Genomic DNA, 21,007 nt, shown 5'->3' with positions numbered 1-21,007 from the left:
CTTTGAAGGGCATGCCTGATGGGACGTACGAACGGCGGCAAGGGAAGCGATCAGAGCGAGGACGGCGACATCCCTGACACGGGGCAGGGAGAGAGCCGTAACGGACAACACGGGGGGAACGACGACGAGCAGATGGGTGGCGGCGCGCCCAGCCGCCAGTAGCCGTCGAAGGGACGGGACTCGTATGGACAGGCAGCAGTTGACACAGCGGTGTATCGAGAGAATCGACACGTACCGGGGAGGGTACTTCCATGACCGCCCCTGGCTGCGCGCCGCATTCGAGTCCGTGCCGCGCGAGCTCTTCGTGCCCGAGCGGGTCTGGGTGCCCGAGCGTGATGAAAGCGGCCGGTACCCGGTGTTGGATCGCGCCGCCGATCCGCAGGGATGGCTGGAGGCGGCCTACCAGCCGTTGCAGGCCCTGATCACCCAGATCGAGGACGGCAGGGTCCGGCCCGAGGACGGGCCTGCGAACTCGGATGAATTCACGTCGTCGATCTCGTGTCCCGCCGTGGTGGTGAACATGCTGCACCACCTGGCCCCACAGCCCGATGACCGAGTCCTGGAGATCGGAACCGGCACCGGCTACAGCACAGCTCTGCTCGCCCGCCGAGTGGGCGCCGAGAACGTGATCAGTGTCGAGATCGATTCCGAGGTCGCACAGCAGGCCCGGGCGAACCTCACAGCTCTCGGGGACTCGTCACTGCCCCTGCTCGCCATCGCCGACGGCGAGCACGGGTATCCGCCTCGCGCACCGTACGACCGGCTGATCTCCACCGCGTGCGTCCGCAAGATCCCCCTCGCGTGGCTAGAGCAGGTGGTCGTCGGCGGAGTGATCGTCACCCCGGTTGCCACCCCGTTCGGCACCGACGCCCTCACCGTCCTGCTCCGCCGCGAAGACGGCACCGCCAGCGGGCGCCTGGTGGCCGCAGTGGACTTCATGCTGGTACGCGGCCAGCGCACCCGCATCCCGTGGCGCGACCTGGGGTGGCCTCGTCTGCCCGATTTCGAACTCACCGCGGGTCCTTTAGGGCAGAACGTACGCCAGCGCGGACCTGCCTGACCGGCCGCCGCTCCCCCCTCACCCGCCCCTACCGTCCTCTGCCGGAGGCATCCTCATGTCCTTACTCGTTGCTTGCTTAATCCAGGTCCGGGCGCGGGCGGCTGCCGCTTGCGCCTCGCCAGAAGTCAGCGAGTTGGTTCAGCCTGCTTTCACACGGGAGCTGCCAAACGGAAAAGCCACGTGCTCTGTGGACAGGCTGAGGTCCAGGGCGTGGCGTCATGCCGGTCGTGGAGGCGCCGAGGGCGTGGTGTGCGGCGTTCGGGCCATGGCTGGTGGGGGTAGGGCGGTGCGAACGCGTCATGCCCCTGATGTGTTTGGATCGCCCGGGCTCACTTCGTCAACGGGCAGCACTCCCGGTGGGGTTGAGCGCCGAGCAGGCCCCGGACGCCGGATGGCGCTGCCGGCGCCTTCGAGCTGCCCCGTGAGCGTCGGGCGGGTACGTTCTGAGCGTCTCTTCAGAACGGAGCTCCATCATGCCCCAAGCTCTGCAAGATCACATCGGCCGCCGGCTCCGCGTGGCACGTATCGCTGCCGGCCTGACGCAGCACGAATTCGCCGGACTCATGGGCCGCTCATCACACTGGGTCGAGGACGCCGAGGCGGGACGACTGCCGGTGGACCGGCTCTCCGTGCTCTCCCGCGCGGCCTCCATCTGCGACGTGGACCTGGTGTGGCTGCTGGGCCAGCCCTACCGGCTCGCCGGAGAGATCGGCAACGCCGACGCCCACTCTCATGTGCCGGCCATCCGCTCGGCACTGCGCCGGGCAACCCTGGTCCTGTCCGGGCACCCCGGCCTGAGTCCGGCGGCCACGCCGGTGGCGGTGACGGACTTGGCCAGCCGGGCACACGATGCCAACCGCACACGCCAGTCGGCCGACCTGGCGGGCTGCGCCCGCCTGCTGCCCGCCCTGCTGGAGGATCTGACCACCTCCTTGATGGTTCACGATGCGGGACCTGCGAACGAAGCAACGATGCGCTCGCTGCTGTCCGCGGCCCGCACCGGCCGGCAGACCCTCAACCTGCTCGGATACCCGGACCTGGCCTGGGTGGCCTCGGAGGTCGCCGCCGGGGCTGCCACCGCACTGGACGACCCGATCGCCAAGGCGGAAGTGGCCTGGGACCGGTGCGGGGCCATGCTCCACCACGGCTCACTGAGGGAGACCGAGATCATCGCCGCAGCCGCCTTGAAGGATCTGGAGCCGCATGTCGGGCACAGTCAGAGCGCTGTTGCCCTCTCGGGTGCCCTGGTCCTGCGGCAGGTGATCGCGATGGCACGGGCAGGCCGTACGGGAGAGGCCTGGTCGCTGACCGCCACCGCGCTGGAGTACGCCGAGCGGCTGCCCGAGTCCTTCCACGACATCGACCGGCAGACGGTCTTCGGGCGGGCGAACGTCGCCGTCCACGCCACCGAGGTGGGCGTCGAGATCGAGGAGCCTGGCAAGGGGCTGACCTTCGTGGACGGGGTGGACGCCGCCAGTGTGCCCTCCAAGGAAAGGGTCACCCATCACGAGATCGACAAGGCCCGTGCCCTTCGGCAGATGAACAAGAACGGCGAGGCCGTCACCACCCTGCGAGCGGCAGCCGCGAAGGCACCCCATTACGTGTGCGCGCATCCGATGGCGCGTGCCCTGGTGGACGACCTGGTGCGAGTCGGGGTTCCCTCCCAGGCCGCCGCCCTGTCCTCGCTGGTACGACGCATGCAACTTGTGGCCTAACTAGAAGCTGGCATATGCCAGTTGGTGGCTCCCAGGAATTCTGGGGGTCACGGCCCTGGGCCACCTCCATCCTTGCCGCCATGCGCCATTTCGACGCTGCACGGCTTGTCGATGATGGGGGTGACCTCATGTACGCCCTGCACGGCCGCAACACGACCGCCTGCGCTCTCGCCTACACCCAGGTGTTCGGCTGGAAGGTGCTTCCCGGCCACCGCTTCCGCCAGCAGGCCGGATGCACCTGCCAGCAGCCCGACTGCACCGTCCCGGGCGCTCACCCCCTCGACGAGGAGCGGCTTGAGCCGCTCGAAGCCGGTCAGATCACGGGCACTTTCGACCAGCTTCCGGGTGCCGGGCTGATCGCCCTGTGCGAGGGATTCGACGCCCTGACCATGCCCTACCAGCTCGGCCTGGCGCTCCTGCTGGATGCCGAGCGCACCGGCCTCCAGGCGCCCTGCTTGACGACCCTCGGCCGCACCACGACCCTGCTGGTCGCCCCGGACACCGCGCAGCATCTCGCGGATCTTGACCCGGCGCTCACTGCTGCCCGGCGTTGGGTGGCTCTGCCTCCCACCCGCAACGTGCGCTGGGACAGCCCTCCAAACCCTGAGTGTCCACTGCTCGACGCCGCGGACCTCATCCCCTGTTTCCGGAGCGCGGCGGGAAGTGCAGATGCGCGCTGATCTGTTGGGCGAGGGCGCCCACATCCTCCTGTGCCAGATCAGATGCGGCATCTACCCGCTGGGCGCGGAGTTTCCCGGGCTTGCGGCACTGGAGTATCAGCTCGGGCTACCTCCGCAGGCGGTCCGCCACGCCATCGGCACCCTGGTGAAGTGTGGGGTGCTGCGCCCTGGCGCCCCGCTCACCGTGGCCCACCCCCGTCGATGGCAGGTCACCGTGCCGGTCCCGGACGGCGCCGCCGAACGGATGGCCGGCTACATCCTTCGCCGGATCAAGAGTGGCGAATACGCCGGCGGGGCGCCTTTGCCCACTGTCGGTGAGCTGGCTGCGCAGTTCAAGGCGTCTGGCGCCGCAGTGCAGGGCGCTCTGCGGCTGCTGGCGGCGCGCGAGATCGTCACCGGATACCCCCCTCGGGTCGGCCGCTCCCTCCTCCCGACCCCTGGACAGAAGTTCGCCCTGGCCCGCGAGGTGCTGCACGAAGAGCAGGCGGAAGCTGCGGGACAGCGCCGGGGGGCGCCGGCACAGGACCGGGTGAACGCGGCTGATGCCCGCGCTCGGGTCGACCTCCAGGCGCTGCTCGGGAGCGGCTTGCCGGATCAGGTGTCGATGTCCGCAACTGATGCGGTGGCCCGGTGGCTTCGGGCCCGGCTCGAGGACGGCACGTACAAGCCGGGTGATCGCCTTCCGTCCAGTACCCGGCTCGGTGCTGTCCTCGGCGTGAGTCGGGGGGCGGTCGACTCTGCTCGCAGGCGGCTGGTCGACGAGGGCATGCTGTACTCCGACTGCAGACGCATTGTTGTGGCCCCACCGCATGCCCTCCCCGGCAAGCCACCAGCCCCCGATGGGGCCGGCAACACGCTCGTGGGGCGCGCCGAGAACCACCTTCTTGACCTGCTGGCCAGGTGCAGGCCGGGCGAGCGGTTGCCCAGCATACGAGCCCTGGCCCGGGGCCTGGGCATCGCGCCCACCACGATGACCGCCGCCCTTCAGCGCCTTCAACGCGCTGGAAAGGTGGAAACGCGCGGCTTCCAGGGCTCCTTCGCTGCCCCTGCCCCGAACAAGACCAGTCCTCCAGGGCAGGACATCGCCACCGCTGGCCGCCGCGTGTCAACCGGGCGTGCAGTTCCTGCAGATGCCGTGCACACTCCGGGGGCCGATCACTACGACTGACTGGCCGCCGGTGTGTCCTCCCTCCATCAACTGCCCCGTCTCGCGAAGGCCGTCGCCTCGCGCGCTAGCCGCCCGGAAGCCCGACAGCGGCTGGAGGCGCTGGCCAGGCGCCTGGTCTCTCATCCATCGGCCGAACACCGTATACCGGGAGTTTTTTGTGACCATCTTGTCCTCTGCTGGGGCGGATCGCGCCTCATGTCCTGTCGGCACAGCTGTCACGCTGCCTGAATTCACCCGTCACGAGGTGCGGGTGCTGGCGATGGTGGCCCGGGGCGCGGACGCGCGGGGCTTGGCACAGGAGGGGCTGTACTGCTCAGAAGCCGCAGCCGTGCAGGGCGTGGAGGAGCTGGGCTGCGCTCTGGCCCGGGGAGAGGTCGTCCGCTGGTCGCGCATCGTGCACCTGGCGGTCGTACAGGGGGTGGTGCCGGCGCCGTATCTGCCCGCTGTGGTTCTGCCTGCGTTTCAGCACGACCTGCTGTGTGCGTACGCGGCCGGCTACGGACTCGCCGAGTATGCACACATGAGCCGGGGTGCGGTTTCGTTGGGCGAGGCACGGGAGCTGCGCCTGCTGCTGTGTCATCGGTTGGGCGCGACGGGTTCGGCGAACGCCGTGCATCTCGGGCACCAACGACGCCTGGTAACCGCCGGTGAGGTAGTACGGGTGGCCTTTGAGAAGGGGGCGCGGCGATGAGCCCGTCCGTCTCCTTGGCCCCGTCCTTTCCGGAGCTCCGCCTGGCTCCCGCGCGGTACCAGCACATGGGCCGCCGCTTGGAGGGCCGGCCGGTTTCCTCGCGGGTCTGGGATGCCTGGGCAGCGGATGGCTTGGCATCCTTGCCCGTGCTGGAGGACGAACTCGCCTTCTTCGCGCATCACACGGCGCAGCGGCTGGGACGCCTCGCGGTGGATGCGGGGTGCGGGACGGGGGCCTTCAGCCGTTCCCTGCGCGACTTCGGCTATCACGTGCGGGCGGTGGATTCCTCACCTCTCTCCCTTTCCCTGGCACGCGGGCGGGGCCACGGTCTTGGCCTGGCGTATCAGCAGCACGACCTCAGCAGCGGACCGCCACCCTGCCTGCCGGGCGGGGGGTGTGACGTAGTTGTCGCCCGTCTGGTCGCGCCCTACCTCGACGACCCGCTGAGGTGGCTGCACCAAGTGCGGGGCCGATGGCTTCGGCCAGGGGGATCCCTCTACCTCGTCGTGGCGCTCGGTCAGGCCGGCGCCCTGCTCCGCGGGCAGCTCCCCTTTCAGGCCGCTGCCCGGCTGTGCCAGGGCTGGGAAGGCTGCGCCCGCTATGACCTGGGGGCTTTGACCTGCTTCTTTCTGTCCTCTCCAGCTTGATGACCTGCGTGCGATCGGATCCGCGAAAGGCCGTGTCGTGACAACCGCTGACCTCCCACTCACCGCGCACCTCCCCACCATGGGCCCCATCACCTCGACCGCTCCGCGGAGCCTGGCGGGGTGCGAGGTCTGGTTCGCACGACAGGGCCGCCAGGCCTTGAGTGCAGCGGACATCCAGTGGCCCCGCGCCTGTCGCCGGATCTGCCAGGCAGCCCTTCCGCCCCTGGGGCTGCAGGCACTGTCCGACGATGTCGGCCTCGTGGTCACCGAGCTTGTCACCAATGCACTGCAGCACGGCTCAGTCGGCCACAGCATCCGGATGTCCCTCACCCTCCACCCCTCAACGACCAGCGCCGTACGGGTCGCGGTGACGAGCGCACCAGGCTGGAAGTACCTGCACGCACCAGCGGAGCCGGAACAGGAGCACGGGCGCGGGCTGCACGTCGTGGATGAGCTCGCATGCTCCTGGGGTATTGCCCCCGGCGCCGGCCAGGCGACGGTGTGGTGCCTGCTCGACGCAACCCCTGCCGCCCCGGTGTGTGCCCGGTGAGCGTCCTCGCCCGGCACGACGCGATGTTCTCCTTACGCCTCACGCCATGCCGAAGGGGAACGCATGTATGCAATGCGTGTGCTCACGTCAGCTGACACCCAGGAGGCGCTGGCACTGGTCCGGGAGCGGGTGGAGGCACTGGACGCCCATATGCCAGGTGGCACCGCTGGCGTCCCGATACGCATTGCCGCCTTCCTGGGCATGCCCCCCAGCACCGGCGGTTGTGTGGCCGGTTTCTTCGAGGACGGGGTGCTGCTCGCGGTCATCGTGCTGGCCCGCACGGGCAATTCCTACTCCAGCAGGTCGGAGGAGGTGACGCTGGAGGTGGTCGATGCCGTCACCCGCGCCAGCATGCGGAACCTGCGGCTGGGGGCGTTGCTGTCGATGTGGGTCAGCGACCATGCCGCGCGGCTGAGCCCGCCGGCATCCCAGGTCACCGCCCTGGTCCACGATCCGCGACTTGCCGACTACCTGTGCCAGATGTGCGCCTGGGAGGTGGACCGGCATGTGCGGGACGCGGGCCGGCACGCAATCGTCCTGCGCCGGGCCGCGGAAGAACTCCGTAACCTCGATCAGGCCATCACCACCGATCCCTCGCTGCTCACCGTCCTGAGCGACAGCGCCCGTGAGGCAAACCTTGGCCAACAGGCACCTCCTTCCCTTCCTTGTGCAGGAGGACGGTGATGGCGCACAGGAGGGGGGTTGGCGAGGAGACCATGGTGCCGGTCTACCACCCGGCCGGGTTCGACGTCCCGCTGCGCACCGCGCTGCAGGAGATGGAGGCCGGCCGCTGGGCCGCGATACGCGATCTCCTGCACGCCACCGGCACCGACTGGGCACTGCGCACCTCGCGTACCCAGGTCCTGGCCGCGGCCGCGGCGCGCACCGGCCATGACATCGTGGGGGCGTGGCTGTCTGAGGAGCCGGACTGTGCGGACGCGCACGTCATGCGCGCCCGGGTGCTGGTGCAGCGGGCGCTGGACGCCCACCGCCGCGGGCAGGCGCGTAGCGCTGCGCTCGTCGAGGCGGCGCGGACCAGCTGCCGCAGGGCGCTCGATTACGCCGCAGCGGACCCCGTGCCGTTAATCGCCTGGCTGGCGCTCGGTGTTATTGACGTCGGCTTCCAGTACCCCGAGTACTGGCAGCAGACGAGTGAGCCGATGCTGCCGCCGGGTCCTTGGGGGCTGTGGGCGGCCATCTGGCAGCGCCACCCCTACAACCGGGAGGCCGCGCACCAGATGATGCGCTGTGTCAGCCGCCCCGGCACCGGCGCCGGGGCCGCCGACTTCGCCCGCTGGGTCGCCTCATGGGCACGCCCGGGCGTGGACGGGGCGCTGCTGATGCTGCCGCTGTACGCAGCGGCGGAAGCCTTCCGTCATGACGGGGGGCGCCACCTTCTGCTCCGCGGCCAGTGGAGGGAGGATCCTCTGCGTCGTGATGTTCTCATCGCCCACGACAGCGCTGATCTGCGTGCGGACCCCCACGTCTCGGTCGCCGACCTCAACTACCTGGCGCACGCCCTGTTCGCCGCCAACGAATACGAGCGTGCCGCAGACGTCTTCCGCGTCCTGAACTGCCACTTCACCCGCTCCCCCTGGGCCTACTGGACCACCGATCCCGCCCAGGACGCCCTGGCGGCCCACGAGTTCCTGCGGGCACGCGGCATCTGCTTCAGCCCTGCCCGGACCGTCCGCGCACCGGACGGCGCATCCCCCGGCCCTTCCCCGCCCTGACTCTTCTCCCTTTCTCGGCTTCTCCCGTTCTTCCGCTCGTCCGTATCGCTTCATTGGAGGCTGTGTTGACGTCACACCCCTCATCCACCGCCAGACCCTCGCCCTCGCTCGATGACGAACGTCTGCGTGAGCTGGGCTACACCCCGAAGCTGACCCGGCGCATGGGGCGGTTCGGCAACGCCGCGATCAGCTTCTCCGTCATCAGCATCCTGTCGGGGTGCATGACGATGTACGGCTTCGGCATGGGCGCCGGCGGCCCGGCCATCATGCTGTGGGGCTGGCTGGCCGTGGGCCTCATGGTCTGCTTCGTCGGCGCGGGCCTTGCCGAGGTGACCAGCGCCTACCCCACCAGCGGCGGCCTGTATTTCATGGCGGACCGGCTCGGCGGCCAGAGGTGGGGCTGGTACACCGGCTGGCTCAACCTGCTCGGCCTGCTCGGGGGCATCGCCGGGATCGACTTCGGCGCCGCCCTGTTCACCGGCGCCTTCCTCAACCTCCAGACCGGCTTCACCCCTACCCCCGGCAAGATCATGGCCATCTACCTGGCGATCCTGGTCCTGCACGCGGTGCTGAACCTGTTCGGGGTGCGGCTCATATCCGTCCTCAACTCGGTCAGCGTGTGGTGGCATCTCGCGGGCGTCGCGCTCATCGTGGGCGCCCTCACCCTCGCACCCACCCACCACCGCTCCCCGCACTATGTATTCACCGAGTTCGTGAACACCACCGGGTGGTCCTCCAACGGCTATGTGGTGCTCCTCGGCCTGCTGCTCGCCCAGTACACCTTCTCCGGCTACGACGCCTCCGCGCACCTGTCGGAGGAGACCGTCAACGCCGCCCAGGCCGCTCCCCGCGGCATCATGAGCGCCATCACCTGGTCCTGGGCAGCCGGCTTCGTCCTCCTGTGCGGCCTCACCTTCGCCCTCCACGACTACGCGGCCGTCCAGAACTCGGCACTCGGCGTACCGCCCGCCCAGATCTTCCTCGATGCCCTGGGCGTCGGCTGGGCCAAGGCACTGATGCTGGTCGTGATCGTCGCCCAGCTGTTCTGCGGCAACGCCGAAACCGCGGCCTGCTCCCGGATGATCTTCGCGTTCTCCCGGGACAACGCCCTGCCCGGCTCCACGCTGTGGCGCAGCGTCCACGCCCGCACCGGCACCCCGCGGGCCGCGGTCTGGCTGTCGGTCGCCGTCGCCGCCCTGCTGGCCCTGCCCTACCTCTACAGCCCCACCGCCTACGGCGCGGTCGTCGCCATCAACGTCATCGGTATCACCCCCGCCTACGCCATCCCCATCTACCTGCGCCTGCGCAAGGGCAAGGCTTTCGAGCCTGGCCCGTGGAACCTGGGCCGCTGGAGTGTGCCGGTGGGGATCATCGCGGTGGTGTGGGTGGCGTTCGTGACCATCGTCTTCTGCCTGCCCCAGAGCCATCCCGTCACCGTCGACACCTTCAACTACGCGCCCCTCGCGCTCCTCGCCGCGCTCACCCTGGCCGCCGCGTGGTGGCGGGTCGCGGGCAAGAACTACGAACTGCCACCAGTGGCCGCCAGTGGCGCGCTCGCCGAGATCCAGGACGAGGTGGTCTGAATGCCGGATCTCTCCCGATCCCGCGAACGAACCGAACACCCGGGCGGCCCCACCCTCTCCCCTCCACGGGCCAGCATGGCCGTGCCGCCCCGCCCGCACGCCCATACGGCACCCCAGGAGGCTCTGGAGAAGCTGAAGAAGGCGGTCAACGACGGCCGCGTCGACACGGTGCTGTGCGCGGTGGTGGACCCGTACGGCCGTCTGGCCGGCAAGCGCTTCAGCGCCCGGCACTTCCTGCGGCACGTGGTGCCGCACGGCGCGGAAATGTGCGCCTACCTGCTGTCCAGCCCCATCGACATGAACCCGACGCCCGCCGGCTCGGGGCTCGCCTCCATGGAGGGCGGGTTCCCCGACTTCCGGGTAGTGCCCGACCTGCCGACCCTGCGGATGACCCCGTGGCTGGGAAAGGCCGCCGTAGTCCTGGCCCACGCGGTGAACGCGCTCGGGGAACCAGCCGCGCTGAACCCACGGGAGATCCTGCGCCGCCAGCTCGCCCGCCTGGCGGCCCACGGCCTGCACGCCGATGTCGGTGTGGAGACGGAATTCGTGCTGTACCAGGGCACGTACGCGCCCACCCTCACCGTCGGCGGGTCTGACTTTCCCCCGCTCACACCGCCGGGCGGCGACTACGCCCTGTCCCAGCCACCCCGCCTCGCCCGCTTCCTGCACCGGCTGCAGCACACCCTGGCAGACGCGGGCATGCCCGTGGAAGCCATCAAGGGCGAAGCAGCGGCCGGGCAATTCGAGGTCACCTTCCCCTACGGCGAGGTGCTGCGGGCCTGCGACCAGCATGTGCTGTTCAAGAACGCCACCCGAGCCCTCGCGCGCGCCGCGGGGTGGGAGGCGACGTTCATGGCCGCGCCGCAGACCGGCGTGGGCAGCGGACTGCACCTGCACGTCTCCCTGACCCGCACCGGCACGCCGGTCTTCGCCCATGGCGGCGGAAGAGTGCTCTCCCACACCGGCGAGCGGGCGATCACCGGCCTGCTGGACGCCCTGCCCGAGCTGGCCCTGCTGTACGCGCCGAACACCAACTCCTACAAACGGTACGTGCCCGACTCCTTCGCCCCCACCCGCATGACGTGGGGCGTCGACAACCGCACCTGCGCCGTCCGCGTCGTGGGCCACGGCCCGAGCCTGCGCACCGAGATCCGTGTCCCCGGCGCGGACGCCAACCCCTACCTGGCGCTGGCCGCGGTGATCGCCGGGATCGTCCACGGTCTGGAATCCGATCTGACCCCGCCGCCACGCTGGAGCGGCAACGCCCACACCGCACACGACGAGCGTGCCCTGCCCGCCAGCCTTGACGAAGCGCTCCCGCTGCTGCAGCACAGCCCCCTCGCCGAGAAGGCCTTCGGCGAGGAAGCCGTGGACGGCCTGGTCCACCTCGCCGAAGCCGAAATAGCCCACCAGCAAGCCACGGTGACCCCCACCGAACAACTCCGCTGGTTCACGCAGGCATAACCACCACCCACCCCCGGCCCTCAGCAGCGGCCGGATCTCCCCACCAAAGTCCACAAGCAAGGAAACGTCATGGAACTCACCCAAGCAAGACGGATACGGCCCGGCGACGGGCTCATCGACTGGTCTGCCTTACCCGCCGCGCTGCAGAAATGCCGCCTGCCCACGCGCGTGCCTCAGACCAAGGGAGCGGTGCGGTGAACACTTTCCTGACACCTCCGGCCCGGCCCAGGGACACAACTGATCTGGACCCGACGTGGGATCTGTATGCCGTCCCACTCCCTCCGTCGACGGCCCTGATCCTCCATGGCTCAGGAGGTACGAGGTGAGGGCTCCGCGCGCCCAGGGAAGGCGGCCGTTCACCCCGGCCACTGCGGGAGCAGCGTCATGACGCTCGCTTTCCTTGCCCACCGTGCCCCGGCCGTGCCGGAGGAGGTGTTCACGCGCCCGAACTCTGCACGGCTGACCGACTACTGCCTGGGCGGACGCGCGAACTACGCCGTCGACCGGGCACTGGCCACGGAGTTGTCACAGGTGGCGCCGTACTGGCGTCTGGCCGTCCTCAGCGGCCGTCGCCACGCGCTGATGACGGTGGAGCTGTTGGCCCGGCACGGCATCCGGCAATTCCTCGACCTCGGCTGCGGCTACCCCCCAACAAGACGCCCGCAGTCGCGGGCGGAGCAGTCGGTTCACGACAGGGTGCACGGCCTTCGGCCGGAGGCCGTCGTGGTGGCGGTCGACAGCGACCCGGTCGTCGCCGCCCACGCGCGCGCCGCCGTGTTCGCCCCGCACGGCGCTCCACAATTTGTGGCGGTCGATCTGCGCGACGTCACCTCCCTGGAACCCGCTCTCAGCCTGTTTGACCAGGACCGGCCGATCGCAGTCCTGCTGCATGACGTTCTTTCCTGGATCCCCGACGACCAGGCCGTGCACGACCTGGTGCGCACGCTCCAACGCCGCCTGCCGCCGGGGAGCGTCCTGTCCCTGACCCACGCCACCGCTGACCTGGACGCCCTGTCCACCCGTGCTGCCGCGGCCACCTACCGCAGCGCGCAGCTGGCGTGGCGGCCCCGATCCGGGCAGGCCCTCACCGCGCTGCTGGGCAACTGGCTACTGCTTGGGCATTGTGGGCCGGTGCCGACCACTCGGTGGCATCCGGCACACCCCTTGCGCATCCTCGCTCCCTGGCAATCCGGCGCGTACGCCCTCCTCGCCACCGCACCCCGCTCCCCCCTCCGGCTCCTTGACCGATGAGAGTGCAGCCATGACCACGCCGTCCAACGACCCGCCGGTTACCCTGCTGGTGCTGAGTGCCCTGTTGCGCCACATGCGCAGCCAGTGGGGGGTGAGCCCGGCCCTCGTCGCAGCCTTAGCGCAGGTAAGCACCAGGGAGCTCACCGACTGGGAAGCCGGCCAGGCACCACCCCCGCGGGAGGGCCTGGAGCGGTTACTTGGCCTCTACCGCCAGCCCCCGCAGGCCGCCGAAGTCCTGACCCATTGGGCCTCGGCCCTGGAGGGGAGTGGCACGCAGCACCGCCTCGTGGACAGTGCGCCCGGATGGCAGCACCGGCTACAGGCCGTCCAGCGGTCCGCCACCGGCGTACGGGCATACAGCAGCTACACCGTGCCCACCCCGGTACGCAGCAGCGCCTACGCCGACAACCTGGACCATCTGCACTCCCCCGCCCTGCTGGGGCTCACCGACTCACGCCGCTGGCGTCCCCCGACCATCACCGACCGCCACTGCTGGAAACACGTCGACATCCTCCTGGACTCCTCCGTACTGTCCAGGCCCTTCGACGCGCTGCGCCGCAGCCACCATCCTCTCGCGGAGCAGCTGGCATTCCTGTGCCGAGCCGTCGAGGAACAGCTCGCGGACATCCGCATCCTCCACCCCGGCACCGGCACCCACGCTGCCTGCGGCGAGGACACTGACCTGTTGGGCCTGACCCTGCCGGCGGCCGAGCACGACTGCACCGTGTGGGTCGAGGCAGACCACACCCGCGCCATCTACTTCAACGGGCCTGAAGGCCTCCACTGTCAGCACACCTTCGACGAGCTGAGCCGTCGGGCCGCTTCAGTACCAGCCAGTACCGCGCTGCTGCGGGAGGCCGCCGCTGCTTGCCCGGTGCGGGAGAGAGCGGTCCAGTGACGAGGCGGGCGAAGACCATGACGGCTCAGTCTGCCGCCACCACACCGCTGGGGCCGCACATGCTCGCAGCAGTCAATCGGGCCGCAGACATGCTGTGTGCATGCATCACGGACGGCACCTATACGCCTGAACGCTCCACGCCCCCGCTCGTGTATCTCGCCGGCCAACTCGGTGTGCCCACCGCGATCACGGCCCAGGCCGTGCGCAAGTTGAAACGCATGGGCATCATCGGCTCCTGCAGACAGGGACGAGTCATCCTTGCCCCTGACGCGCGCGCCAGGATCGAGGCCGCTACGTCGCCGACGCCACGCAGGCAGGCGGCCACGCCGCAGACGGACCAGCGGATCGCGGAACTCGCGGGCCGCCTGCGCGACGACATCCTCACGGGCGCCTGGCCCCAAGGAGAAATCCGTACGCGCCGTGACCTGTGCGCCCGCTACGGCACTCAGGAGCAGCTCATGGCCGAAGCGGTGCGGCTACTCAAAGAGCAGCGGGTGCTGGATGTCCGCCGGCGAGTCGGTGCCCAGCCACGATCCGCCGCCCCCGCAGACCATCGTCTCGAACTCCGCGCACGCCAGGCACGGGCGGGGGCCGGCAGGACAGGGGGAGTCCGCCTGCCCCGATCCGCACCGGGGTGCGCGCGGTCAGCTCTCACAGCGTGTCTGCCCTGCTGCACTCCCCGGCAGGACCGTCAGTGCGGTCTTCGCGCACACCCCAGCACACTCTGAGCGCTGGACCGGCCGCGCTGTCCGCATCACCGGTGCCGCTCTGCTTCCAGGACGTGCACAGGTGGTCAGGCCGTTGCGCGTCCGTGCGCGTCGATCGACGGTGCCAGATGGAGCAGGCGTTCACGCAGATCGCGCGCACCATCGCGGTGTCGGCGGTGAGCAGGGTGCCGAGCTGCTCCAGGCGGGCTCGCGTCGTGAAGCGCAGGCGGGCGGCGGGGGGACGTGTGATAGGACGTCGAGGGCGCGCTGGGCCGCGTCGTCGGGGCGGGCGGGAGCTTCGGCCTGGGCAAGGACCAGCGAGGCTGCTGCCCGCCCGGGGGCGGCGAGGGAGAAGGCGGTCAGGGAGGCCTCGGCAGCGGCGATCGCCTTGTCCGTTCGTTCCGGGGCCTGGTAGGCCTCGGCTTCGAGGAGGCGGTGCTCTCCTTCGTCGTAGCCGAACCGGCCAGGGGCGAAGCCGACTCGGTCGGCTTCCAGGGCGAGGGTGGCGTCGGCGAGGGCGCGGTCGGCTTCCGGCAGGGGAAGGCGGTTGCGCCCACCGCCAGGTGCTGCCTGCGCCAGCATCCGATGCCGTCCGCGGCGCGGCACGGCGGTCGATGCCGGTGAGAACGTGTCCTTGCACCCCGGGCGAGTGCGCGGCGGCTCGATTGTCAGCGGCTCGGCGTACCCTCCGCCAGACGAGTAGCCCCCTCGCCAGTGCCGCCCTGCGGCGGCCTGACCTGAGAAGCCGGAGATATTCATGCCGTATGCAGCAGACGACGTCACCTCACCCTGGACCAGGATCGTCCAATGGCTGGAGGACCGTGCCCCCGCAAGCGCGCAGGCACTCAACCCCCCGGCCACCGACGCCGACATCCAGCATCTGAGCGGCTCTCTCGGCTTCCCTGTACCCCAGGCCCTCGAAACCTGGCTGCGCCTGAACAACGGCAGCACGGCGAAAGACTCCGCAACCCCCATCGCCAGAGGGTTCCAGCTGATCCCGCACCTGGACTCCAACATCTTTCCCACCGGTCGAGTGTTTCTCGACTGCCGGAGCATCATCGAGCACCACCAGCAGTTCCTGCATATCGCCGACGACATCGACGACGAGGAATATTGGAAGCCCACGTGGATCCCCATCCTGGCTGACGCAGACGGGCATTTCGGGCTGCTCCTCGACGCCGGCCAGGCCAACGGGAGCGACCCGGTCCTGCACTACTGCGAGACCGACTATCCCAAGCCCTATGCCAGATCACTGGGGCAGGTCCTGGTCTCCGTGGCCGACGCGCTGGAAGACCTCCAGGGCGGCCGTGCCATCACGCGCGGACGGCACGCGGAGATCCAGGACGGCCGCGTGGTGTGGAACTGACCCGCGCTCGTCACCGTCAAAAGGTGAAGGAGCCAGTTCTCATGCGACAACCGTCGCTGCCGCTGGCCGTGGCCGTGGCGGCCAGTTGACCGGCCGATGCCCCCCGGGGCCGAGGCTCGGTCTCGGGCGTACGAGGCTGAGGGTCCGGGGCCCGGTGGACATGGTGCGCGCACCCGCGCGGGCGATGGTCGTGACGGAACGGCGGGCTCCGGCCCGCCGGCGCTTTGAGGAAAGAGATGGGCGCGGATTTTACTGTCGCCCTGTGCGTCCAGGGATGTGGCGCCGATCATGTCACCCGCGCAGACCCGGTGAATCCGCCGGGGCGGTGTCACCGAGAGTCCACAAGCCGTGATGGCGAAGGCCGGAGTATGTCCTGACCTCACCCATCGCTGTTGATGTGATCGATGGGGTGCTGGTCGGGGTACTCAGGATCGATTGAGTAGGTGTGCGGTGTTGCTGCGGTGGGCCCGGGGGGGTTTGATCGTCCGCATGCCGACCGACATATGTTCCTTGCCGCGCCGCGCCCGCCGGGCAGTCCTCGTGGGGGTTCCGCTGCTGCTGGCGGTGTCCCTCACCGGCGCTTGCACATCGCTTGGGGGCCGGGTGTACTCGGCGTCGGACTACCATGTGCTCGGCGTACGCACCAAGCAGGCCGGTCTGGACACGGTCGCGCGACTGCGGCCCGCCCCTCAGCTGGCCGGTACCGGACCCGGGGCCAAGCCGGAAGACGTGGCGCACGAGGAAGGCAACACGTCCTGTGTCGACGACTTCGGTTTCGACAAGGACGACATCACCCGCGGCGAGCCGCGCTACAGCTGGACGCTGCACTACGCGAGCCGCGCCGACTACCTCACGGCCCTGAATCATCTCCGCGCGGGCTGGAAGGCCGAGGGCCTGAAGGTGACGGACGTGCCGGCCTGGGACCGGCCCGGCCACCCGGGCCTGCCGGGAATCGAGACGACCGACCACGGCATCAAGGTCTCCCTCCAACAGGCCTGGTACGGGGATGAGCCCACCGTCTACGCGAGCGGGCAGTGCATGCGCTACCACGAGCAGCGATGAGCCGACGAGCCATTCCAGGTCGACCATCGGCCCGAATCGGCGTGAAGCCGCTGATCGCCCGTCGCGGCGTCGAGCACGGTTCCGGCCTGGGCGCCCAACGCTGGGTCGTGGAGCGCGCGTTCGCTCACTTGCACTGGTTCCGCCGGTTGCGGATCCGCTGGGAGATCCGCGACGACAGCCACGAAGCTTTCCTCACTCTGGGGTGCTGCATCATCTGCTGGCGTCGGCTCAAGAACCACCATGCGTGAGGCCAAGCCCCAGCAGCTGTCTACAGCGAGACTCTCCGCTCGTCAGCCGTGAGGCCTCCCCCGTCAGTGGGGCGATCCCCATGCAGGACCGAGCTCCCGCCCGGCCGGGGTACGCGGCCCGGGGTGCCGTGAACCGCATCAAGAAGATCAGCGGCAGCTCTACGGTCGGGCCGGGTCCGAACTACTCCGCAAGATGATCTTGCTCCAGCGAGCTGCTCAGCCCAGGGACCCCTGCTGCGGGGACGGGAGTTCGTCGGTACCCGCGACGAGCGCGATGGATGCCTGCCAGGCGGCGAGTCGGGTTATGGCAGGCTGGCCAAGTGAGCGGGAATGCAGAGGCGTCCGGCGTCCGGTTTCGAGATCGACGCGAACGCAAGTATGGATATGACTTCATTGATGAGGTTCTGGTGCACTGTCCTCGGTGTGATGGGTGCGCCACTGTCACGCCCCATGCCGAGATCCCGGCAGACGGGAAGACTGCCGCCTACGGGAGCCTGAATCTCCATCGGCGGCTGCGGTGCACGGGGTGCGGCTTCTTCAAGGATCGGAAGGTCGACTCTGCTGTCGTGGGCAGCCCTGTCGATCCCTACTTCCAACAACCGGTGTGGCTGCAGACGAGCTGCTGTGGACGCGTCCTGTGGGCCTATAACGTGCGTCATCTCAATCTGCTGGAGGACTACGTGGGAGCCAAGCTTCGTGAGCGCGGAGAGCTGGTGCCTTGGGCCCCGACAAGCCTGGTTGAGCGGCTTCCCACCTGGTTGAAAGTCGCGAAAAACCGGACCGAGGTTTTGCGGACGATCAGGCGCTTGCGTTCCACACTGCCTGCTGGCGGGTGAACATCGCGCGGTGATCACAGCTCAGGCACCGGCCGACGGGCGCCATCCAGCCAGTATGCAGAGGCCATCCTCACCCGTTCGATGACGAGCCAGCGCGCGTGAAGCAGTCTGGACACCCTCCGTGGCCACTCCCGAAGATCTGTGCCAGAAGGTGTGGGTGAACGAGGGAAGCGACGCTGAGGTCTTCGACAAGAACGGCGATCCGTCGCCTTGCGGGCACCAGCGGGCCGCCGACGCCGGATCCTGACCGATCAGGTCGTCAGTTGAGTGGCCTGATGGGCCTGTCGGAAGGGTTCTTGGGTCGTTTGGTCGGGCGGTAGCCGGGGCCGTTCATGATGACCGGTGGCTAGTGTTGATGAGCCAGACCCCAGGAGAGGTTCGGCGACGACGGGCAGCCGGGCTGAGGGCCGGTGAGGAACAATCCCAGCGGACGCCGGTTCGCCACAAGACCGGGCCAACTGCGAGAATGTGCTGCGTGGTCACGGACGGGGGGTGGGAGCGGATTCGCGGGCAGCTGCGCTTCGGGCAGGTCCTGTCGGGCACCGTTGTGGGGGTGCCCCGGCCTGGTGCGATCGGGATCTTCGTCGACATCGGGTACCCGGTCGGCGGATTCGTCGACGTCCTGCTGTTGCCGCAGCAGGCACAAGACTGGCTCGCGCGCGGCACGGTCACCGACTTCGAGGTGTGGTCAGCGGACAGCCGCCCCCAGATCCGGCTCAAGCCATCCGATCCGCGCTACTTGCGCACCGACTTCGCGTACTACGCTGCCCGTTTCCGGCCCAGCTGGCCCACCGACATCGGCCGACCCCTCCACGCCGGCTAGGCCGGTCACCGGCCCGGACCCCGCTGCCCTACGCGACTGTCCCCTCCGTGCGGGAGCACTTCGCCGAGGGCATCGCGGGTCGACTGGACGGCCCCAGCCCGCTGCACAGCCAGTTGATAAGGGAGCCCTGCGAGCACTGAGGATCAAGTCGGCCGGTGTCTCGAACTCCGAGTGCAAGCCGTCACCTCACGGAGCGTCCTCAGCCTGCCCTCCAGAGTGACGACACGGCGGCGATGATCGTCCTCCGGTCTCAGACACGGGCAGGATGGCCACCAGCCAGGTAGTCGGACCAGTTCTCGCAGGCTCGCAACTGCCGCATCCGGCGAGAGACAGGATGGGTAAGGCTGATCACCATGGCTGTCCTGGTCAACAACTTGGATGCTCGCGGCACCCGGCGCGGCCACGCCTGCCGCCAGGCGCCTGATCAGTACACCCCTACCGCGCAGTGCGCGAGCCCATCGGGCCTGAGCATCGCGAGAGCGCGTTCGCTCACCACAAGACGGTAGTCACTGCTGATGCCGAAATCTTCCGAACCGGCCGTTCCGGACACCTTCAGCCAGACCAGGTCTGGCAGCTCACCGCCAGGGTTGATGTCCTGGAAGATGTCGGCCTCGGTGACCTCCGCCTCGGCCAGGGCGAACCCGCCAAGCCCCGCCTTCTCTAGCGTGGCCCCCACGGCTCGCAGAACCAGAAAACAGGGGAACGTCTGGACCAGGCAGTCCCCGAGCCAGTCGGCCACCTCATAGTGCAGGCGCCGGACGGCCGGCGGGTGGACTGTCGAGTCCAGCTCTGCCCTCTCGCCGAAACCTCCGGCGACCTCGGGGTTCAGTCGGTAGTAGTGATTCATTGGGTGCCTCTGCTCAGCGAACTCTCGGGTTGAACCACCGGCCGACCTGGTCATCGATGTGGGTGACGTGGCCCAGCACCTGTCGCCTCGTGGGGTTGGGACTGGAATTGTAGAAGCCGTTCCACATGTTCCTGATGGCACTCAGAAGCCGTCCGCTTTCCGTGCTTGATCTGCCGCCGGCAGGTATGGGCTCCGGTCGCCGACGGGAGGGATGAAGCGGTTCGTCCGCTCGTCTCGCTCGTGGAGGCTGCTGATGCCGTCGCTACTCGGTTTGCTGGAGGCGCGGGAGAAGAACGCCCGCGAGGAGGCGGCCCGGCTGCGGGAGGAGGCCGAGCGGCTTCAGGCCGCGCTCGGTGAGGCGGAGAACGCGCTCGCGCGGCTGGCCGATGCTCGCGCGACAGTGCCCGAGGTATCAGCTGAACAGCCCTCCCGCGTCGGCGAGTTGGTGCGAAGCGCGGTGGCGGACTCGACCGTTCCACACCGCGGGAAGAAGGCCGTCGTTCAGGCGCTTGCGCCTGAATTCCAGCAGATTCTGCGGGTACTCGCCGCGCCGGAGGCCGTCGCCGGGATGAGGGGGAAGCAGACCCTGGGGGGACTGGAGTGGGAGGCGACACCGACCCGGGTCGAGGAGGTGCGCTCGCAGGTGCGGCGGCTGGCTGCGCGGGGACGGGCCCGGGAAAGGGCGGCCGAATGTGTTCTCCGCGGTAACGGACCCCGGTCGCCGCCGGGTGAGGGCCCATCATGACCACGCCCGCACGGTGCAGAATTCCTGTGAGCGCAGGTGGTCAGCGCCCGGCTTCGAAACCGGGGTTTCCGCGTCGGGGCGAACCCGAGCGCGGTGTCCTAGGCCACTGGACGACGCATGACCAGGAAGAACATATCCTCCCGAGCACCGGCGCCGCCTTCTATTTCTCCCGCGCAGGCCCTGGGGTAACGCCGGAGGACTTGCTGTTCGATGGCATGGTGCACGGTCCCGGGACTGGCGTGCGAAGCGCGTCCCTGGCGAGTCCGGCGTCCGTGCCCGCGTCTATGCCGACGCACGCCGGCGCCCCGGCACGACTAGGCAGGCCGGCCCCAGGCTGGTCGGCTGTTTCCTCGTCGTGACGAGGAAACAGCCGACCCGGCATCCCTCGGGAGTGCGGCACCCCCGGCATCAGGGCCGGGGCTCAGCCCCAGAAAGAGTCCCGCCGAGCAGAGGCCTACACGGACCGGCGATCCAGCGTGCTGATCACGACTACTCCACGCAACACGGTTCGGGCCCTCCCGTGGGGATCCGGGAGGGAGCGGTCAGGCTCGCGCAGGGCGCACTGGGCGCAGCAACGAGCCTCACCTGCACAACTGGGCGGCTGCGAATCGCTCCGGCGCACTTCCTGTGCTGGGCAAGCCCCGTTTGCCGGGCAGCGGGTCAGGAACCCCGAGGCGGTTGAGGCGAGGGCCACGAGGTCCACCACGGCAGTTGAGAAGCGGAAGCACAGACCGCCGAACACAGTGTTGGGGGGGGTGGCCCGGTGTCGCCGTGGTGGTATGCCAGCACGGCGCCCGTCAGGTACTCGCGGGTGCGGCCAGTCCAGCAGTTCGGCCTTAGTGGCTCTAACAAAAGTGGTTTGATCATGTGACTGTCAGCTTGATCGCTCGTTGATGTGGTCATGGGGAAGCGTCAGTCGAAGCCGTGGATCGT

20 protein-coding genes and 1 pseudogene are annotated in these 21,007 nt (G+C 69.2%); 19 read left to right on the top strand and 2 right to left on the bottom strand.

Annotated elements, in window-relative coordinates:
- The first annotated feature begins 184 nt into the window (after positions 1–184).
- From AC069K_RS34130 to AC069K_RS34070, 13 genes are all read left to right on the top strand, one after another.
- Entirely contained in the window at positions 185–1,060 is an 876-nt protein-coding gene (locus AC069K_RS34130; RefSeq protein ID WP_478622560.1) for a methyltransferase domain-containing protein, read from the top strand.
- 473 nt (positions 1,061–1,533) lie between these two features.
- Entirely contained in the window at positions 1,534–2,775 is a 1,242-nt protein-coding gene (locus tag AC069K_RS34125; RefSeq protein ID WP_478622558.1) for a helix-turn-helix domain-containing protein, read from the top strand.
- Positions 2,776–2,855: 80 nt separating this feature from the next.
- Complete coding sequence (locus tag AC069K_RS34120) at positions 2,856–3,455, top strand: hypothetical protein (RefSeq protein WP_478622557.1); 600 nt, start codon at positions 2,856–2,858, stop codon at positions 3,453–3,455.
- Positions 3,445–4,623 carry a GntR family transcriptional regulator gene (locus AC069K_RS34115; protein WP_478622555.1) on the top strand — a complete coding sequence of 393 codons (1,179 nt, stop codon included), beginning with the start codon at positions 3,445–3,447 and terminating at the stop codon, positions 4,621–4,623. Before AC069K_RS34120 ends, AC069K_RS34115 begins: the two co-directional genes overlap by 11 nt.
- Positions 4,624–4,780: 157 nt before the next feature.
- On the top strand, positions 4,781–5,314 hold the full coding sequence (locus AC069K_RS34110; protein WP_478622553.1) for a hypothetical protein: 534 nt from the start codon (positions 4,781–4,783) through the stop codon (positions 5,312–5,314).
- Positions 5,311–5,961, top strand: a complete 651-nt coding sequence (locus AC069K_RS34105; protein WP_478622551.1) for a class I SAM-dependent methyltransferase — start codon at positions 5,311–5,313, stop codon at positions 5,959–5,961. Before AC069K_RS34110 ends, AC069K_RS34105 begins: the two co-directional genes overlap by 4 nt.
- Positions 5,962–6,040: 79 nt before the next feature.
- Positions 6,041–6,511, top strand: coding sequence for an ATP-binding protein (locus AC069K_RS34100; RefSeq protein ID WP_478622549.1), 471 nt, complete (start codon positions 6,041–6,043; stop codon positions 6,509–6,511).
- A gap of 63 nt (positions 6,512–6,574) precedes the next feature.
- Positions 6,575–7,195 carry a hypothetical protein gene (locus AC069K_RS34095; protein ID WP_478622547.1) on the top strand — a complete coding sequence of 207 codons (621 nt, stop codon included), beginning with the start codon at positions 6,575–6,577 and terminating at the stop codon, positions 7,193–7,195.
- Positions 7,195–8,244: a hypothetical protein gene (locus tag AC069K_RS34090; RefSeq protein WP_478622545.1), complete on the top strand. Its 1,050-nt coding sequence runs from the start codon at positions 7,195–7,197 to the stop codon at positions 8,242–8,244. The genes AC069K_RS34095 and AC069K_RS34090 overlap by 1 nt, the downstream gene beginning before the upstream one ends.
- A 65-nt stretch (positions 8,245–8,309) precedes the next feature.
- A complete protein-coding gene (locus AC069K_RS34085) occupies positions 8,310–9,827 on the top strand; it encodes an amino acid permease (RefSeq protein WP_478622543.1) in 1,518 nt (505 codons plus the stop codon).
- Between the two features lie 75 nt (positions 9,828–9,902).
- Positions 9,903–11,291, top strand: coding sequence for a glutamine synthetase family protein (locus tag AC069K_RS34080; RefSeq protein WP_478622541.1), 1,389 nt, complete (start codon positions 9,903–9,905; stop codon positions 11,289–11,291).
- A gap of 384 nt (positions 11,292–11,675) precedes the next feature.
- Entirely contained in the window at positions 11,676–12,542 is an 867-nt protein-coding gene (locus tag AC069K_RS34075) for an SAM-dependent methyltransferase (protein ID WP_478622539.1), read from the top strand.
- A gap of 10 nt (positions 12,543–12,552) precedes the next feature.
- Positions 12,553–13,440 carry a Scr1 family TA system antitoxin-like transcriptional regulator gene (locus AC069K_RS34070; RefSeq protein WP_478622537.1) on the top strand — a complete coding sequence of 296 codons (888 nt, stop codon included), beginning with the start codon at positions 12,553–12,555 and terminating at the stop codon, positions 13,438–13,440.
- An 848-nt stretch (positions 13,441–14,288) separates the two neighbouring features.
- Here AC069K_RS34070 and AC069K_RS34065 read toward each other — a convergent pair.
- Positions 14,289–14,729 carry a hypothetical protein gene (locus AC069K_RS34065; protein ID WP_478622535.1) on the bottom strand — a complete coding sequence of 147 codons (441 nt, stop codon included), beginning with the start codon at positions 14,727–14,729 and terminating at the stop codon, positions 14,289–14,291.
- Positions 14,730–14,904: 175 nt separating this feature from the next.
- Here AC069K_RS34065 and AC069K_RS34060 point away from each other — a divergent pair, with 175 nt between their 5' ends.
- The 5 genes and pseudogenes from AC069K_RS34060 to AC069K_RS34040 all read left to right on the top strand — a co-directional run bounded on the left by AC069K_RS34060 (position 14,905) and on the right by AC069K_RS34040 (position 18,482).
- Positions 14,905–15,513: an SMI1/KNR4 family protein gene (locus tag AC069K_RS34060; protein WP_478622533.1), complete on the top strand. Its 609-nt coding sequence runs from the start codon at positions 14,905–14,907 to the stop codon at positions 15,511–15,513.
- Positions 15,514–16,002: 489 nt separating this feature from the next.
- Positions 16,003–16,575 carry a hypothetical protein gene (locus AC069K_RS34055; RefSeq protein ID WP_478622532.1) on the top strand — a complete coding sequence of 191 codons (573 nt, stop codon included), beginning with the start codon at positions 16,003–16,005 and terminating at the stop codon, positions 16,573–16,575.
- 38 nt (positions 16,576–16,613) lie between these two features.
- Positions 16,614–16,823: pseudogene (locus AC069K_RS34050) on the top strand (transposase); the annotation flags it as partial.
- A 957-nt stretch (positions 16,824–17,780) separates the two neighbouring features.
- Positions 17,781–17,906: a hypothetical protein gene (locus tag AC069K_RS34045; RefSeq protein WP_478622530.1), complete on the top strand. Its 126-nt coding sequence runs from the start codon at positions 17,781–17,783 to the stop codon at positions 17,904–17,906.
- A 228-nt stretch (positions 17,907–18,134) separates the two neighbouring features.
- Positions 18,135–18,482, top strand: coding sequence for a hypothetical protein (locus AC069K_RS34040; protein WP_478622528.1), 348 nt, complete (start codon positions 18,135–18,137; stop codon positions 18,480–18,482).
- A 424-nt stretch (positions 18,483–18,906) separates the two neighbouring features.
- On the opposite strand, the gene AC069K_RS34035 is transcribed toward AC069K_RS34040, so the two are convergent.
- Entirely contained in the window at positions 18,907–19,329 is a 423-nt protein-coding gene (locus tag AC069K_RS34035) for a hypothetical protein (protein WP_478622526.1), read from the bottom strand.
- A 253-nt stretch (positions 19,330–19,582) separates the two neighbouring features.
- Here AC069K_RS34035 and AC069K_RS34030 point away from each other — a divergent pair, with 253 nt between their 5' ends.
- The gene (locus AC069K_RS34030) at positions 19,583–20,074 is read left to right on the top strand and encodes a hypothetical protein (RefSeq protein WP_478622524.1); all 492 of its coding nucleotides are present in this window, start codon (positions 19,583–19,585) and stop codon (positions 20,072–20,074) included.
- Positions 20,075–21,007 lie beyond the last annotated feature (933 nt).

The sequence above is a fragment of the Streptomyces sp. NPDC043908 genome (assembly GCF_056435525.1).
The sequence above is the reverse complement of the archived record's forward strand: the minus strand, read 5'-3'. Positions and strand labels throughout refer to the sequence as shown.